Source organism: Roseofilum reptotaenium CS-1145 (genome assembly GCF_028330985.1).
In the GTDB taxonomy this organism is placed as follows: Bacteria; Cyanobacteriota; Cyanobacteriia; order Cyanobacteriales; family Desertifilaceae; genus Roseofilum; species Roseofilum reptotaenium.
Window position 1 is genome coordinate 135,232 of the sequence record NZ_JAQMUE010000075.1, and the last position, 16,363, is coordinate 151,594.

The window sequence follows — 16,363 nt, forward strand, 5'->3', positions numbered from 1 at the left end:
CAAATTGGTAAAATAGAAGAATTTGAGTTAGGAGAAAGGGATATGTGCGATCTCGGCTACAGACCCAGAATGGGAATGCTGACCCAGAACGGGACGGTTGACCCAGAAGGGTTTGATTTTGCCAGTATCCTAAAAGCCTTGCAAGCTCTGACTGAAATTGTTCAATTTAACGAACTCCTGCGTCAACTCACTCAAATCATTTGGCAAAATTCCGGGGGAGATCGCTGCGCCCTTATACTTCCGGACGAGAAGGGAATGTGGCAGATAGAAGCGATCGCAACTGCCGAAAATATTGACCTTTGTGAGATTCCCCTCAAGGGATACATGAACTTGCCCGTCAAGCTGATTGAGTATGTTAAAAACACCCGCGAAATTTTAGCAATCGACGAAGGTGAGACCCCTTTAGCCATTGGCGATCCCTACCTCGATCGCCAACCGCCCCAAAGTCTTCTCTGCTTGCCTTTACTGCATCAGGGACAGTTAATGGGTATTGTGTATCTCAGCCATCAAGCAACGTCAGGCATTTTTACAGGCGATCGCCTTCTCGTTCTCAACTTCCTCTGTACCCAAGCCGCCCTCTTCCTAGAAAATAGGCAACTGTCCCAGAACTTAGAACGACGGGTACAGGAGCGAACTGAAGCACTATGGCAAAGCCAACAAGAACTCTCCGACTATATAGAAAATGCCACCATCTCATTACACTGGGTAGATAAAAATGGGATGATCGTCTGGGCCAATCAAACCGAATTAGATTTCTTGGGATATAGCCGAGAAGAATATATCGGGCAACCCATTGCCAACTTTCACGCCGATCCAGAAGTGATTGCTGATATCCTCACTCGCCTCTCCAATAATGAAACTCTAGTTAACTACGAAGCCCGCTTGCGTTGTAAAGATGGCTCCCTTCGCTACGTGGCCATCAATTCCAATGTCTTGTATCGAGACAGTGAATTCATTCACACCCGCTGCTTTACAGTCGATATTACTCAGCGCAAATCCATCGAACGAGAATTGCAAGAGAGCCAACAACGCTACGCTACCCTTGCCGACATACTACCGGCTGGAATTTTTCTCACCGATCCCCAAGGTCACAGCCGTTACAACAATCCCAGTTCTTGCCAGATGCTGGGTCTAACACCAGCAGAAGCCTTGGGAGAAGGATGGTCTCAAACCTTGCATCCCGATGACCGCGATCGCGTATTCCAAGAATGGTATCAAGCCGCGCACAATCAACAGATGCCCTATCATACCGACTGTCGCTTTCTACATCGCGACGGTAAAGTGGTTTGGTTGAGCGTGCAAGCCGTTGAGGAATTCGACCTTGACGGAAACTTAACCGGGTATATCGGCACTCTGATCGATGTTACCAAACGTAAGGCCGCTGAAACTGCTCTCCACAAGCTGGTGGAAGGCACCGCCGCAACCACAGGTGAAGATTTCTTTCCTGCTCTAGTTCGTCATATTAGTACGGCTCTTGACGTTCCAATTGCCTTGATTACTCAGTTCGTGGGCGAAGAGCTACACAGCATTGCCTTTATACTCGATGGCGAATTGCAACCCAATTTTACCTACGATTTACCCGAAACGCCTTGTATTGAACTGGTGACTGAATACTCCTACCATTGTTCTTGGGGTATTACCGATCGCTTCCCCAACAATCCCCATCGAGAAAGAGGGGTTGAGAGCTATCTGGGAATCGCATTGCGCGATCGCCAAGGGCAGGTGCTGGGCAGTTTGTGCATCTTTGATCGCCGACCTCTACAAGAGCCGGAACGAGCCAAACAGATTCTCGAAATCTTCGCTAGCCGCACCGCCGCAGAAATGGAGCGCCAGCGTGTCGAAACCGCCCTACACAATCTGATTGCCGGGACTGCCGTTACCAAAGGTACAGACTTCTTTCCTCTCCTTGTGTGCCACCTCACCGAAGCCCTAGGCGTATCCCACGCTCTGATGGCCGAGCGAGTGGGCGAGGAAGAAGTCACTCTCGCCTATTACGGCGATGGCGAACTCATTCCCTGTAAATCCTTATCACTTGCGGGGACTCCCTGCGAGCAGGTATACGACAATGAAGTGTATTACTGCGAGCTAGAGCCATGCCAGACCTGTTCAGAACTGGCTAGGATGGGAGCCAAGAGCTATCTGGGGGTAGCACTATACGATCGCCAAGGCAATCCCATGGGGCTGCTGTGCATTTTCCATCGTCAGCATCTCACCGATCCGACTCACGCCGAGCAAATTTTGCGGGTATTTGCTGCCCGCGCCGCCACTGAGCTAGAGCGTAAACGAGCAGAGAACGCCTTACAAAACTTAATTGCTGGAACCGCAGCGTTAACTGGCCCCGACTTTTTCCCCGCCCTCGTCCGTTACCTCGCCGAAGCCCTCAGAGCCTCTCATACCTTTGTGACTGAAGTCGTTGAGGGCGATCGCTTACACTTTTTGGCCGCTTGGGGGGATGGGGAATATCTTCCCAACGATACCGTTGATGCCGAGGGAACGACTTGTGCGATCGCTCTTCAGGAGGGGGTCTACCATTGCGATCGCGATGTGGTGGCTTCCTTCCCGCAAAATCCCAGATTGGCACTCATGGGAGTGGAGAGCTACATGGGTATTGCCCTCCAGGATCGCCAAGGTCGCAAGATTGGCACCCTTTGTATCTTTTCCCGTCAGCCCCTATTTGACCCAGAGCGATCGGAACAAATCCTGCAAGTGTTTGGTGCCCGTGCTTCTGCTGAACTCGAGCGTCAGCGAGCGCAAACCGCCTTAGAGCAATTTAATCAAGAACTGGAACAGCGAGTGAAAGCACAAACCCAAGAAATCGCCCGCTCTGAAAAAGATTTACGCACCATCTTTAACCATGTCTATGATGGCATTTTTATTCACGATTTGGAGGGTAGTATTCTCGATATTAATAATCGGGTATTAGAACTTTTTAAAGCAACGCGGGGGCAAATTTTAGCCACCAAAATTGCCGATTTATCCGCACCCGACACTCCTGTTCACAATCTTCCAGAATTACTCAAACAAGCCAATACCGGCGAAAAGTTGCAATTTGAATGGAAACATAAACGATTCGACCATTCTACTTTTGATTCCGAGGTTTCTGTCCGCAAAGTCACTTTAGGCAACCGCTCGGCAATTGTTACTGGGGTGCGGGATATTAGCGATCGCAAGCAAGCAGAAAATGCCCTTCAACTGAGCGAGGCTCGTGCTAGAGCAACATTTAGCCAAGCCTCTATTGGTATTGCAGAAAGCAATATGTATACAGGGCAATTGATTCAAATTAATGATTATTTTTGTCAGATGTTAGGCTACTCTCCCGAAGAATTGCTTACCATGAGCGTAGTAGATATTACGCATCCTGAAGATATGCCAGAGTCCAAACGCTTAATTCGAGGACTGGCCAACGGAAAAATTAAAAACTTTGTGACTGAAAAGCGATATGTTCGTAAAGATGGCTCGATCTTATTTTCCTTAACGTCCGTAACCCTCGTTCATATGCCAGACGGCAAATCTAACACTTGTTTAGCCATGTTGCAAGATATTGGCGATCGCAAGCAAACAGAAGTGAAGCTGCAACAAACGAATCAAGAACTGGCTCGGGCAACTCGCTTGAAAGACGAGTTTCTGGCCAATATGAGTCACGAATTGCGAACCCCTCTCAATGCCATTTTGGGAATGACCGAGGGACTACAAGAGGGAGTTTTCGAGCCGATGAATGCCATGCAATTGAAAGCGCTCAGGACGATCGAACGGAGTGGGTTCCACTTGCTGGAACTGATCAATGACATTCTTGACTTGGCGAAGATTGAATCGGGGCAAGTCGATCTAGAATACTCCTCTGTTGCCATAGAGCATCTGTGCCAATCGAGTTTGGTTTTTGTCAAGCAACAGTCCCAGAAAAAAGGTATCCAACTCCATTTGAAGGTTCCCCCTAACTTACCCGATATTACTGTTGACGAACGGCGGATGCGTCAGGTCCTGATCAACTTACTCAACAACGCCGTCAAATTCACCCCAAAAGGAGGACAAATCGTTCTCGAAGTCGCCCCCTTGCTCCTAGATAAAACCCGTGAAAACTATCTGCGTTTTACGGTTACAGATACAGGTATCGGCATCTCCCCAAACAATTTGCAAAAATTATTTCAGCCCTTTATCCAGATTGATAGTTCCCTCAATCGACAGTATGAAGGAACGGGCCTTGGTTTGGCTTTGGTCAAACAGATTGTGGAACTCCACAACGGATGGATAACCGTCACGAGTGAGGTTGGAGTGGGCAGTTGTTTTGCCATCAAGCTGCCTTATGCGATTTCTGAACCCAGGTTTTCCCCTTTATTAAAAGCAACCTCTGAGTTGAATGGGAGCGCTCCAGTAAAACCGGTACAATCGGCGATTTCTCCCCTGATCCTTTTAGCAGAAGACAACGAAGCCAATATCATCACGGTGTCCAACTATCTACGAGCCAAAGGGTATCGCCTTCAGGTGGCCAAAAACGGTCAAGCTGCGATTGATCTGGCTCAGAAGGAATCTCCCGATCTGATTCTCATGGACATTCAAATGCCCCATGTGGATGGGTTAACGGCGATCGAGCGTATTCGCCAAGATCCAGATATGGTTCAAGTCCCCATTATCGCACTGACGGCACTCACCATGGAGGGCGATCGAGAGCGCTGTTTGGCCGCAGGGGCAAATCTGTACTACAGCAAGCCAATTAGACTCAAAGAATTAGTTTTATCCATTCAAAAACTGTTGTAATCCTCTGCTGCCACTGTTGGAAAACCTAGGATCTAACTCCCTTGAACTAAAGTCTCAAGGGCGTAAGACGGGGACTTATCTCCTACAGTTACACCACCATGAATCATCGTCTGCATCTGTGAACTGGATTCAAAGAAAGTGTAAGGAGAACGGACTTCCGGACGACTCACCTCATCCAACTTTTGCTGTAGCTCGATGGGGATTTCAAAATCCAGCGCCCCGAGATTATCTTGCAGTTGGTGTAGCTTGGTGGCACCAATAATCACCGATGAGACCATCGGGCGGTTGACAACCCAATTCAAGGCTACCTGAGGCATGGAACGATTGACTTGTTTGGCAACCTGTTCTAATTCAGCCACGATCGCCCAATTTTTCTCCGTAAACCGATCAAAAACTGGATTACCGCTATTAGCCATTGTTGCCAAGCGACCGGAACCTTCTCCACCCTGCTCGGAAGGCTTATATTTACCGGAAAGCAAGCCACCCGCTAAAGGCGACCAAACCATAATACTTGTCCCGAGATTTTTAGCTAAAGCAGTGTACTCAAACTCAATGTTGCGCTCCACCAAGGAATATTCCAGTTGCATGGTGCTAATGGGTTCCCAATGACGCTCTTTTGCCAAGGTTTGCGCCTGTGCCATATACCAAGCAGGGGCATCCGACAAGGCAACATAGCGCACTTTGCCCGATCGCACCAGGGTATCCAATGTACTCATCACCTCCTCTGCTGGGGTGACTTGATCCCAGGTATGGAGCATGTAGAGGTCGATGTAGTCCGTTTCTAAGCGCTCGAGGGAACCTTCCACAGACCGGAGGATATTCTTGCGACCATTGCCCCCCGTATTCGGGTTGCCCGGTTCAGTGTTGTAGCTAAACTTGGTGGTGATGACCATGCGATCGCGGATTCCCCGATCTTTGATGAATTTGCCCACCATCCGCTCGCTATTGCCATTGGTATAGAGATTTGCCGTATCAATAAAGTTACCGCCTGCTTCCACATAGGCATCGAACAGTTGGCGAGCATTCGCTTCATCGGTCCCCCAACCCCAGTCTTCGCCAAAGGTCATCGTTCCCAGAGCCAGACGGCTAACTTTTAACCCCGTATTGCCCAGTGTATAATACATAGATCTTGTTTCTCCTAAAGTAAATTTGATTTTCGTCATTTTTTGCGATCGGACTCTGTAGCCCGCTCGCCCATTCCCGAGCAAAACAACCCTGCCAAGAAAAATTCAATTGATCGATGTTTGAGAGCGAATGCGATCGGGTGTCGTCCCTGTCCACGAGTGGAATGCACGGAAAAATGAGTTGGGATCTTCGTAGCCTAATAAAAGCGAAATCTGCGTGTAAGGTAGCTCGGACTTCGTGATGTAGTACCGAGCAAGTTCCTCACGAACCTTAGTCAGAATGAGCTTAAAACTGGTGCCTTCGTCGCCCAACCGTCGTTGCAGGGTACGTCGGCTAATCAGGAGTCGGCCAGCGAGATCGTCAACAGAAGTTTGTCCACTCGGTAGCATTTCCAGCAGGGCATCGCGCACCCGTTCTCCCATACTGGTTTCAGCACGGATTTCAGAGAGTCTTTTGCGTAACTCTGGTTCAAAAAATTCCCACATCTGTAGATTTTCAGTCAGAAACGGCTTGACGGCATCGTCGGCTGAAAACGAGATGGATAGTTTTTCTCCTTGGATGGGAACTACGCCGAAATAATCGGCATAATCTTGCAGTGAAGGTAATTCACAGGGGGCAACAACTTCTAGTGGGACGATAGGTTCCCGAGTTGCCATTCTTGCCAATTGCACAAAAAAGCCGAGTTCAATACCAGTCAGAGAGACCGGAACTTTCAGTCCTCTCTCCAGAAACCGAAGCTGCACATTTGTGAATGCTTTAGCAATTTTTACATCCAGCTTCATCGGTCCGATTAGACATTTAAACTGACTAATTCGTTGCAAAGCCGTATTGAGATTGGGACTGCAATAGGCCGCAAAAATGGGCGGTTCAAACACTTCGCTACTGAGGTTGCGGATCATCTGCAAGGGAAACACTGGATCGTCCAAAAGAAATTCTATTGCTCGCCAGAAACGAAAGTATTCATCGGTACTGAGACTGGCATCTTTTCGGGCATACAAATCCAAAGGTAATTCAGCACGCCTCAAGACTTCAGTAAACTTAACTCCCAGATCGTTAAGAAGAACTCTCCAGCCTGGACTAAGTGCAAAACGAATCTCTTTTTTCATTAAACTGCCGCCCTACGGATCTTAAGCATTTTTTCTGACTAAGCCGTTGTCGATCATTTGCTGGAAAAAATCATTCATCGACTCTGCCAATGGGCGATAGCTGATGCTGAGTTCTCTAATACCTTTGCTGTTATCCGCTTTCCAGGGTAAATTGATATTCCGAGCGATCACTTTGCGGCTCATGGTTTTGTCCACCATTGGGCCAATCAGCCACAACAACCATTTGGGCGTAGGTTTGCGTGGAATGGGATAGTCTTGCCCATATCGATCGAGCAACGTCTGGGACATACTAAACATATCGGTATTATGTCCGGAAATAATGTATCGGCCCTTAGCCTCTGGAGTAAATCCAGCCTGGAAGTGAGCCTTAGCTAGATCGCGGACATCCACGGTACCAAGGCCCCATTTAGGTGCGCCAGATTTGAAGGTGCCGTCCCCCATTTGTTTGATTAAATTGAAACTTTCTGAGGTTGCGTAAGGGTTAATGCCAGGGCCAATCACCAGGCTGGGATTAATAACCACTAAATCCCAATGGGATTGGGCTTGATTCATTTTCCAGGCTTCTTTTTCGGCAACCGTTTTTGAATAGTAATAGGGATTGTGTTCCAGTGAGGAAGTGGTGTTCCAGAGTTCCTCAGTGAATACGCCGTTAGGAGTCTGTTGCAGATCTATATTGTCGCCGTAGATGGCCACACAACTGCTGGTGAGAACAACCCGCTTGACAGAGGGAGTTCGATTGGCGGTCTCCAACACGTTGCGAGTCCCTAGTTTGGCAGGATCGATGAGTTCTTTCTGGGGGTCTTTGACATCCATTGTAAAGGGGGAGGCAGTATGAAATACCAGTTCGCAACCCACCATTGCTTCTGCGTAAGATCCCTCATCGAGAAGGTCAGCTTTGAAATACTTGATTTCACCAGGGCTGGCTGCGGCGATCGCATTGAGATAGTGCAGTTTTTCTGGATTGTTCGGATCGCGCACGGGGGCATGAACGGTCAGTCCTTCCTCCAGCAGTTTTTTAACTAGCACTCCAGCAACATAACCAGTGGCACCGGTTACCATTACGGGGGCAGAGCGCTCAATCGTTGTCATAGTCAAGCTCCTGTTTTGATGGTGGTTTGCTTCACTAAAACCCATCATAGGAGATGCCAAAGGTGAAGACACTAGCAGACTGCGCCTATCTATATTCAAAGGGTGCCAATCGGTATGCAGGCGAAACCTATAGCGCTTTGCGCCAGGGAATAGGATTGTGGTACATGGCATTGGGGATTCAACAATTTACTTCATAACAGCACTTTGTGCTGTATCGACAACATAAGGGTGTAACCAATCCCCGCGCTAAAGCGACGGGGCTTCCAAACGTATCGGAGGCTTTACGTGAACTTTGATCTGGCTAACTTTTGGAGACGGGATAAGATGGTCTCATAGACGGCAAATTCTTTAAACGATGACAACAATTTGACCCCCTCTTTTAAAGAGTATTAAACAAATGAAAAGACGAGATGTACTGCGATTAGGAGCATCAGCCGCATTAGGATGGAGTACAACTTCTGCATTGAAAGCCTGTCGCCGTTTGTCCCCATCTTCTTCCGTTCCATTATCGATTGAAGAAACTCGCGGTTTGGAATCGGCAAGCAGGAGAGGAACAGATGCCTATCATTTTCTTAAAGATGTAGGCCAAGGATTTTCTGGCACGACAGTGCGATTAATCACTGAAGATTCCCCAGGCGCTAATGTGGCTTGGGAATTGGTACAAGAAGAATTTATTCCCCTAACAGGAATTGATGTGCAATGGGAGGGGAATTTTTTCCCTGGTTTGAAGAATCAGCTAACTCCCAAATATCCGGAAAAGTGGCAGTCGCTCCTTGTCCTCAAGCCATTGCCCTGCGTCCAGAGAGCGCATGTGGTTTCGGCGAAGTTCCAGGTGTGAGCCGTCAAGGGGGCAGTAGTCTGGCGCTCTCTCGTTACAGCAAAAATCGAGATGCAGCCTGGGTCTTTTTGCAATGGCTCACCAGCGCAGACACCATGACTCGGGCAGCCCTATTGAGCAAAACCAATAGTGTTCGCCGCAGTACCTACAGCGATCCTCGTTTGAAAATGGGGTTTGGAGCCAATCCCCAAGTTGCCAATTATTTTGAGGTTACCTTAGATGCCATTGAAAATCGCATGGGAACGGAACCCCACCATTCCAATTGGATTGAAGTGGGTTTTGATCGCTTCCCCATGGAACTGGGAAAACTAATGACCAACCAACAAAGCATCCAAACCACCTTAAACAATATGGCGCAAGCTGCTGCCCGAGCAACAGAAACCCTCTAACTCAAAACTATGAAAGCTATTCCTGGGAATATTCGCTCACGAATTGAGCGTTTCTTCAATCATTACAGCTTGCGCCATCAACTGTTAGGCGTATTTTGCTTCATTGCTCTGACTCCCCTGGCGGGCTTTGCTTGGTGGAATTACCAGACTACGCGGACAGCTTTGATTCAATCGGCCAATCAATCGCTCAATGCAGCCGCGTCCCAAACGGCAGCAACTCTTGATGCCTTTGTTCGCATCAATTTGACGGTCATTGTCACGGAAGCGCAACAAGATATCCTTGCCACTTATTTACAAGCTGCACCCAATGCTTCTCCCTCCGTCAGAGAGCAGGCATTCAACACTCTAAAAACTTCGATCGCCAAAGATAAAGTCTTTTTAGTTTCCTCCGCTGTTCTGAATACCAATGGACAAAATCTCCTGGATACTCGCACCCCTCAGAGGGTATGGGACGAGTCGAATCGGGAGTATTTCCAAATTGCCCTAGAAACGGGAGAGCCTTTTGTCTCTAATGTAGAATTTTCCGAGGTTGACGGTCAGCCTTACTTATATTTCAGCCAATCGATCCGCGATCGCCAAACCGGGGCAGTGGTTGGTGTATTGCGCAGTCAGTATCATGCCGCCAAACTCCAAAACCTCCTACTACAAAATAATAATTTAGCGGGTTCTTTGTCTTTTCCTATTCTGCTCGACGATCGCAATTTACGCTTGGCACAGGGATATCGCGATGATGGAGGACTTCCCCAGGATTTGCGCTTCCAATTTCTGGCCCCTCCCCAACCCGAAACCTTGGATGAATTACAGCAAACCTATCGTTTACCTGCTTCCCTCCCTGCCGATAGAGCCACTCAACTGACGGAATTTGACCAATTTGCTGCCAATTTCAACCCCGATCGTCCCTACTTTACGACCATTTTGTCCCAAGAGAAGAACATAGAATATGCAGGTGCAATCCACATGAGCGAAAGCCGACCGTGGAAAGTTGCTTATTTGCGCCCAAAATCTGTTTTTCTCGAACCCATCAACATTCAAACGCGCAATAACCTCCTCCTCGCTTTGGGGACAACTCTTGCTGCCATTAGCGTGGGATTTGGCATGGCTAATGTGATTTCTTCTCCCATTCGACGCTTGACGGCGATCTCCAAGCAAATCGCCGAGGGGAATTTGAGCGCCCGTGCTGATATGGAATCGGGTAATGAAATTGGTGAATTGGCTCGCACATTCAATACGATGACTGCACAATTGCGCTCTTCTATTGATACTCTCGAAGAAAAAGTACGAGAGCGAACCTTAGAATTGCAAGTGGCCAAAGAAGCCGCAGACAATGCAAACCAAGCCAAAAGCGAGTTTTTAGCGAATATGAGCCACGAATTGAGAACGCCACTCAACGGTATTCTCGGCTACACACAAATTTTAGGACGATCTAAAACAGTCGGTGCAACAGACCGCCAGGGAGTGAATGTCATTCACCAATGTGGCTCTCACTTACTAACGTTGATTAATGATGTTTTGGATTTGTCCAAAATCGAAGCTCGTAAACTGGAGTTAAATCCCATTGCCGTTCATTTTCCCTCTCTTTTACAAAGTGTGGTGGAAATGTGCAAAATTAAAGCCCAACAAAAAGGAATTGACTTCATTTATCAGCCCAGTTCTCGCCTGCCGGAAGGAGTAGAAGTGGATGAAAAGCGCCTACGACAGGTGTTAATCAACCTTTTGGGCAATGCCATTAAATTTACGAATCGCGGTTCTGTGACGCTGCGGGTAGATGTAATTTCCGAGTCCGAAACCAGTGCAACCCTATTTTTTCAAGCGATTGATACCGGGTTAGGATTAGCCATCTCCAAGCAAATTGTTGGGTTGATGGACAGCACGATTGAAGTCACTAGCCAGAGAAATTGCGATCGTCGCAAATGCAATTGGTTCAACAAGAAAAAATGGCAGGATTAGGCAATCTTGTAGCGGGGGGCGCTCACGAAATCAACAATCCGTTGAGTTTCATTAGTGGTAATATCACGATGCTTAAGAATACTCTTGTCGATCTGTTGGCAATTATCCAAGCCTATCGCCAAGAATATCCCGAACCCAGCCCTGACTTAGCAGAAGAAATTGAAAATGCAGATCTTGATTTTTTGCTCGAAGATATTCCCAAAATTCTTGTTTCTATGCAACAAGGAGTGAAACGCATTGCTAATATCAGCACATCTTTGCGAACCTTTTCCCGTGCAGATACAGATGTCAAAACTGAGTTTAATGTGCACGAGGGTCTTGACAGTACTTTATTAATCTTAAAATACCGCCTTAAAGCTAATCAGCAACGCCCTGCCATTAAAATCGTAAAAAAATATGGCGATATTCCTGAACTAAAATGCTATCCGGGGCAGCTCAATCAAGTCTTTATGAATATCTTGGCAAATGCGATCGATACTCTAGATGAAAAGAGCAAGAATAAGTCTTTTGAAGAGATAGAAAAAAATCCTAATTATATTACTGTTACGACTGATTTGAGCGAAAACAAACAGGATGTTGTAGTCAGAATTATCGATAATGGTATGGGAATGTCAGAATCTGTAAAGGCAAAAATATTTGAGCAGGGATTTACCACTAAGAAAGTCGGGAAAGGGACAGGGTTGGGAATGGCGATCGCCTGTGAAATTGTCACCGAAAAGCATGGTGGAACAATGACCTGTTCTTCAGAGTTGGGGTAAGGAACTGAATTTATGATTTCTCTTCCTTTGAGTTCAAGCGCTTCGTGCTGAGGTTGCCTTAGAGAACTTTGCCACCCAGAAATCGAATTAACTTATAGTGCTTTGCGCTAGGGAATAGGGAATAGGCTTTTGATACATAGCTTTGAGGATTCAACACTGTCCCTCATAACGCAAGCAAAGCGCTGTAAATTTTATCCAGTGCTTGCCAGATTATAACAGAGAAAGGGAGAGTTAGGACATGTTCTATAGCTAGAGTCCCTATTGCCTATTGCCTCTTGCCTCAAACTCTCCCCCATCTTTTTCTCATGTATCAAATCAGCTCAGACAGTCCACTCCCTCCCGATCCAGTTGCCTTGTGTCCCCTTGATCCGGAAAAATAGAGAATAACCCAATCAAGGCTCACTAGGGATTATGGCTGTAGACTATTCAGACTATTCAGAAATTGATATCGCTGACTATATCGAGCATTCCTTGTTGCACCCCACAGCAACACCGGAACAAGTCCAGCAGTGGTGCGAACAAGCCATGGCTATGAATTTTCCTACGGTGTGCGTGCCTCCAGTTTACGTGCGGCAAACGGCAGATATCTTACAGGGAAAATCGACTAAAGTGTGTACAGTGATTGGCTTTCCCACGGGTGCGACAACATCAGGGGTAAAGCTCTACGAAGCCCAAGAAGCGGTTGAACATGGAGCAGTAGAGTTAGATGTGGTGATTAATATCGGCTTACTGAAGGCAGGAAAAAGTGAAGCCGTGCATCGGGAAATGGCGGAAATTTGTGAGGAAACGGGGCAAACGGTGAAAGCGATTTTAGAAATGACGGTGTTGACGGAAGCCGAAAAACGATTAGCGGCAGAGCTTTGTTTAGATGCGGGGGTGGTGTTCCTGAAAACGAGTACCGGTTGGCAAGGGGGCGCAACGGTAGAAGATGTGAAGTTATTGAAGTCCATCAGCCGAGGAAATGTGGGGATTAAAGCTTCTGGTGGCATTCGCAATTTAGAGCAAGCCTATGCCTTAATTGACGCAGGGGCAACGCGGTTGGGGACTTCACGGGGAATGATGTTAATGGAAGAGCGGGATATGGCGCTTCGCCCTGGTAATAGGTAACAAGTTCTGATTGAAATCTTAATCTAAAACTGACGGACGACGAATGCGGGTTTGCGTTTCATCGGCAAGTACTAAACAGCATTGAAAAGTTGCCAGTGAATATTCTCGTAGAACTCTCTCTAGAACATCAAGGACGGCTTGACGACTTTTACTTCTAGGACGCAATAATAAAATTCCGGAATGAGTTCCTAGGGGAAAACGTCGCACATCAGAAAAGTCTAAGTCAAGGGTAATAAAAAAACTTTCCCTCAGCACAGACTTGCTGCCATACGACATTATCATCGGCACCTGATCAACCTTCATCCGTTACGCGATCGCAATCATAACCCTGTTTTCTCAGAAATTCCTGATGAGTCCCACTCGAATTTTCATCCAGTTTTACCAACATTATCTCGATCGCAAAGGTAAAAGTACCTCTTCTCTAGCTAAAGTAGCAGCATAGGCGATCGGCGATCGCACCTGCTCCTGACTCAAGGGTGGATAATCGGCTACAATTTCTTCTACTGTCAATCCCTCTGCCAAGTTATCTAAAATTACGGAAACCATAATTCGAGTTCCTTTAATACAAGGTTTCCCATGACAAATATTGGGGTTAATCTCAATCTGTTCTTGCCAGTTGTTCATCATTTACTTTATCAATCCGTAATCCTCATGATAGCCTAATGTAGGGCGATCGCCTTTCCCCATGCTACGCCAGTCTAGTATTCACCGCTCTCTGCCAGGCGATCGCCAACAGAAGAAAGAATATAAACCTAGAATCTATCTTTGTTCTCTCGGATTATCTTAAGTTTTATGAGCAAAACCTATAAGGCAACGGGCATTAATTTGAAGGGAATGCCTATGGGAGAATCTGACCGGTTATTGACGGTGTTAACCCCGGAAGTTGGATTAATTCGAGCGATCGCCCCTGGAGCGAGAAAAGCGAAATCAAGTTTGGGGGGGCGCAGTGGATTGTTTGTGGTGAATGAACTCTTGGTGGTGAAGGGGCGATCGCTCGATAAAATCATTCAAGCGCAAACGATTAAATCCTATCCGGGATTAAGTCGAGATTTACTCAAACTGACTGCAAGTCAATATTTAGCAGAATTAGTCCTCTGCCAAGCCCTCACAGATCGCTCCCAAACCGACCTCTACGACCTACTGTTGCTCCATCTCGATCGCCTAGAAACCAGCGCTCTGAGCCTCACCTTACCTCGCCTAATTCAAGGTATCTTTCACCTGCTGGCTCTCGCGGGAATTGCGCCGCAAGTGCAAAACTGTTGTAGAACGGGAAAGGCGATCGCGCCCAACTTCAACGATCCCCAGTGGAAAATCCAATTTAACCTTGCCTCTGGTGGCATTGTGAGCGAGGAAAAAGAGCTACAAGTCTTTCAGGTTCAAGAATCTGGAGCCAGCTATCAGGTACAACGTTCACCTCGAAAATCGCCCCAACCTCCAGCATTTTCCCTCAACGCCAATCAATTATGGATACTTCAGCATTTAGCGGGGCCAGAACTCCCTAAACTAGAACAAGGAACAGACCATCTCTGGCCTTCCCTAGAAAACCTCCTGCGTGCCTATGCCCAATATCACTTCGATCGACCGATCCGAGCTGCAACCCTCATGGAACCTTGCCTCGCCAACTTGCCAAAAGACTAAGGTTGATACATGAGGATCTATCTACAACACCGGTATCTGTAGGGGCGAAAAATTTTTCGCCCCTACAAAAGATGTCTCATTGTTATTTGAATCCACTATAAATTCTATGTCCCTATCCAAAAACGATGGAGAAATAACCCCTACAACCCCTAAACCTAATCTTCCTCCTCCCTCTCCGAGTCTGGGTGCAGTCCTCAAAAACCGCAATTTTCTCACCCTGTGGAGCGGTCAAATTTTTTCCCAGTTAGCCGATAAAATCTATCTAGTTTTAACGATCGCCATTATTACTAGCGAGTTTCAACGACAGGAGCAAACCATTAGTGGTTGGGTATCAGCGATCATGATTGCTTTTACGATTCCCGCTGTCTTATTTGGCTCCTTAGCCGGGGTATTTGTGGATCGGTGGCCGAAAAAATCGGTCTTAGTTCTCACCAACTTACTCCGGGGAGCCTTTGTGCTGACGATTCCCCTATTCTTAAGTCTATCTGCGGGAATTGACTTGGCGATCGATATTCCCCTCGGTTTTGCCTTCCTCTTAGGAATTACCTTTGCCGTCTCTACCCTCACCCAATTCTTTGCTCCTGCCGAACAAGCCATTATTCCCCTGATTGTCAAGCGCCATTTGCTCTTGCCAGCCAATTCCCTCTACACTTCTACCATGATGGCCTCGGTGATCCTGGGATTTGCTCTTGGCGACCCACTTCTGAACCTGGCAAGTCACCTAATTAGCCCGATTTTAGGTAATGGCGACTTGGGTAAAGAACTTCTAGTGGGAGGTGCTTATGTGTTGGCGGGTGTGATTTTGTTAGTCGTGAATACTCAAGAAAATACTTATCCCCCAGACCACGAACACCCCCATGTTTTGCAAGATCTGCGCGATGGATTACAGTTTTTGCGCGATCGCCATCGGGTTCGCAATGCAATTTTACAACTAATTATTCTCTCCTGTATTTTTGCTGCCTTAGCCGTTTTAGCCGTCCGCATTGCCGAAATTATTCCCAGTCTTGAACCCTCCCAATTTGGCCTGTTATTAGCCGTTGGCGGAATCGGTTTAGGCATCAGTTCGGCTGTCGTGGGAGAATTCGGCCATCGTTGGGGATCGAATGCTCAACTGAGTTTAATCGGATCGATGGGGATGGCGGGATCGCTGTTGGGTTTGTCGTTTACCGTTCAATATTTAGGATGGTCTCTGTTTTGGATTAGTGTGTTAGGTTCATCAGCCGCTTTTATTGGCATTCCCATGCAAACGACAATTCAATCACAAACGCCAGAAGAGATGCGAGGTAAGGTGTTCGGCTTGCAAAATAATGCCATTAATATTGCTTTGAGTTTTCCTCTGGCTTTGGTGAGTGTGGCAGAAGCTGGATTGGGAATTCAAGTGGTTTTAGCTGGTTTAGCCGTCTTAGTCTTCGCAGGGGGAGTCTCAACCTGGTATATTTCCCGTACAGGAGATCGGGATCAATAGACTTCTTACAGAAGTCAGGCAATAGGCAATAGGCACTCTAGCAATAGTCAGGAGAATATTATGATTACTCCATTCCTATTCATTTTTTGTCCACTTATGCAATAGATCTAACGATTGTCGTCTCCTACCCAATGATTCTTCCCTTTTTG

Annotated in this window: 13 protein-coding genes; 8 read left to right on the forward strand and 5 right to left on the reverse strand. The window is 47.0% G+C overall.

What is annotated here, in order from left to right:
* Positions 1 to 75: 75 nt before the first annotated feature.
* The gene (locus tag PN466_RS14070) at positions 76 to 4,752 is read left to right on the forward strand and encodes a PAS domain S-box protein (protein WP_271940268.1); all 4,677 of its coding nucleotides are present in this window, start codon (positions 76 to 78) and stop codon (positions 4,750 to 4,752) included.
* 32 nt (positions 4,753 to 4,784) lie between these two features.
* Here the strand turns inward: PN466_RS14070 and PN466_RS14075 are convergent, their stop codons facing one another.
* From PN466_RS14075 to PN466_RS14085, 3 genes are all read right to left on the reverse strand, one after another.
* The gene (locus tag PN466_RS14075; RefSeq protein ID WP_271940269.1) at positions 4,785 to 5,876 is read right to left on the reverse strand and encodes an aldo/keto reductase; all 1,092 of its coding nucleotides are present in this window, start codon (positions 5,874 to 5,876) and stop codon (positions 4,785 to 4,787) included.
* A gap of 105 nt (positions 5,877 to 5,981) precedes the next feature.
* Entirely contained in the window at positions 5,982 to 6,983 is a 1,002-nt protein-coding gene (locus PN466_RS14080; RefSeq protein ID WP_271940270.1) for an AraC family transcriptional regulator, read from the reverse strand.
* A gap of 21 nt (positions 6,984 to 7,004) precedes the next feature.
* The gene (locus tag PN466_RS14085; RefSeq protein ID WP_271940271.1) at positions 7,005 to 8,072 is read right to left on the reverse strand and encodes an NAD-dependent epimerase/dehydratase family protein; all 1,068 of its coding nucleotides are present in this window, start codon (positions 8,070 to 8,072) and stop codon (positions 7,005 to 7,007) included.
* A 397-nt stretch (positions 8,073 to 8,469) separates the two neighbouring features.
* On the opposite strand from PN466_RS14085, the gene PN466_RS14090 reads away from it, so the two are divergent.
* The 5 genes from PN466_RS14090 (at position 8,470) to deoC (ending at position 13,111) form a co-directional block, all read left to right on the forward strand.
* On the forward strand, positions 8,470 to 8,910 hold the full coding sequence (locus PN466_RS14090) for a hypothetical protein (RefSeq protein WP_271940272.1): 441 nt from the start codon (positions 8,470 to 8,472) through the stop codon (positions 8,908 to 8,910).
* Entirely contained in the window at positions 8,832 to 9,299 is a 468-nt protein-coding gene (locus tag PN466_RS14095) for a hypothetical protein (protein WP_271940273.1), read from the forward strand. The genes PN466_RS14090 and PN466_RS14095 overlap by 79 nt, the downstream gene beginning before the upstream one ends.
* Before the next feature lie 9 nt (positions 9,300 to 9,308).
* Positions 9,309 to 11,246 carry a histidine kinase dimerization/phospho-acceptor domain-containing protein gene (locus PN466_RS14100; RefSeq protein WP_271940274.1) on the forward strand — a complete coding sequence of 646 codons (1,938 nt, stop codon included), beginning with the start codon at positions 9,309 to 9,311 and terminating at the stop codon, positions 11,244 to 11,246.
* The gene (locus PN466_RS14105; RefSeq protein ID WP_271940275.1) at positions 11,210 to 12,004 is read left to right on the forward strand and encodes a sensor histidine kinase; all 795 of its coding nucleotides are present in this window, start codon (positions 11,210 to 11,212) and stop codon (positions 12,002 to 12,004) included. Before PN466_RS14100 ends, PN466_RS14105 begins: the two co-directional genes overlap by 37 nt.
* 411 nt (positions 12,005 to 12,415) lie before the next feature.
* Positions 12,416 to 13,111, forward strand: a complete 696-nt coding sequence (gene deoC / locus PN466_RS14110) for a deoxyribose-phosphate aldolase (protein WP_271940276.1) — start codon at positions 12,416 to 12,418, stop codon at positions 13,109 to 13,111.
* An 18-nt stretch (positions 13,112 to 13,129) separates the two neighbouring features.
* Here deoC and PN466_RS14115 read toward each other — a convergent pair whose 3' ends face one another.
* Both PN466_RS14115 and PN466_RS14120 read right to left on the reverse strand, forming a co-directional pair.
* Positions 13,130 to 13,414 carry a hypothetical protein gene (locus tag PN466_RS14115; RefSeq protein ID WP_271940277.1) on the reverse strand — a complete coding sequence of 95 codons (285 nt, stop codon included), beginning with the start codon at positions 13,412 to 13,414 and terminating at the stop codon, positions 13,130 to 13,132.
* An 84-nt stretch (positions 13,415 to 13,498) separates the two neighbouring features.
* The gene (locus PN466_RS14120) at positions 13,499 to 13,735 is read right to left on the reverse strand and encodes a DUF433 domain-containing protein (RefSeq protein WP_278003096.1); all 237 of its coding nucleotides are present in this window, start codon (positions 13,733 to 13,735) and stop codon (positions 13,499 to 13,501) included.
* A 168-nt stretch (positions 13,736 to 13,903) separates the two neighbouring features.
* Here PN466_RS14120 and recO point away from each other — a divergent pair, with 168 nt between their 5' ends.
* Together recO and PN466_RS14130 are read left to right on the forward strand one after the other, a co-directional pair.
* The gene (gene recO / locus PN466_RS14125; RefSeq protein WP_271940279.1) at positions 13,904 to 14,749 is read left to right on the forward strand and encodes a DNA repair protein RecO; all 846 of its coding nucleotides are present in this window, start codon (positions 13,904 to 13,906) and stop codon (positions 14,747 to 14,749) included.
* A 106-nt stretch (positions 14,750 to 14,855) separates the two neighbouring features.
* Entirely contained in the window at positions 14,856 to 16,214 is a 1,359-nt protein-coding gene (locus tag PN466_RS14130; protein WP_271940280.1) for an MFS transporter, read from the forward strand.
* Positions 16,215 to 16,363: the final 149 nt, after the last annotated feature.

What these genes read in the sequence shown, in the direction of transcription:
- PN466_RS14070 (WP_271940268.1), top strand. Translation starts at nt 76, where the DNA reads ATGCTGACCCAGAACGGGACGGTTGACCCAGAAGGGTTTGATTTTGCC.
- PN466_RS14075 (WP_271940269.1), bottom strand. Translation starts at nt 5,876, where the DNA reads ATGTATTATACACTGGGCAATACGGGGTTAAAAGTTAGCCGTCTGGCT.
- PN466_RS14080 (WP_271940270.1), bottom strand. Translation starts at nt 6,983, where the DNA reads ATGAAAAAAGAGATTCGTTTTGCACTTAGTCCAGGCTGGAGAGTTCTT.
- PN466_RS14085 (WP_271940271.1), bottom strand. Translation starts at nt 8,072, where the DNA reads ATGACAACGATTGAGCGCTCTGCCCCCGTAATGGTAACCGGTGCCACT.
- PN466_RS14090 (WP_271940272.1), top strand. Translation starts at nt 8,470, where the DNA reads ATGAAAAGACGAGATGTACTGCGATTAGGAGCATCAGCCGCATTAGGA.
- PN466_RS14100 (WP_271940274.1), top strand. Translation starts at nt 9,309, where the DNA reads ATGAAAGCTATTCCTGGGAATATTCGCTCACGAATTGAGCGTTTCTTC.
- PN466_RS14105 (WP_271940275.1), top strand. Translation starts at nt 11,210, where the DNA reads ATGCAATTGGTTCAACAAGAAAAAATGGCAGGATTAGGCAATCTTGTA.
- deoC (WP_271940276.1), top strand. Translation starts at nt 12,416, where the DNA reads ATGGCTGTAGACTATTCAGACTATTCAGAAATTGATATCGCTGACTAT.
- PN466_RS14115 (WP_271940277.1), bottom strand. Translation starts at nt 13,414, where the DNA reads ATGAAGGTTGATCAGGTGCCGATGATAATGTCGTATGGCAGCAAGTCT.
- PN466_RS14120 (WP_278003096.1), bottom strand. Translation starts at nt 13,735, where the DNA reads ATGAACAACTGGCAAGAACAGATTGAGATTAACCCCAATATTTGTCAT.
- recO (WP_271940279.1), top strand. Translation starts at nt 13,904, where the DNA reads ATGAGCAAAACCTATAAGGCAACGGGCATTAATTTGAAGGGAATGCCT.
- PN466_RS14130 (WP_271940280.1), top strand. Translation starts at nt 14,856, where the DNA reads ATGTCCCTATCCAAAAACGATGGAGAAATAACCCCTACAACCCCTAAA.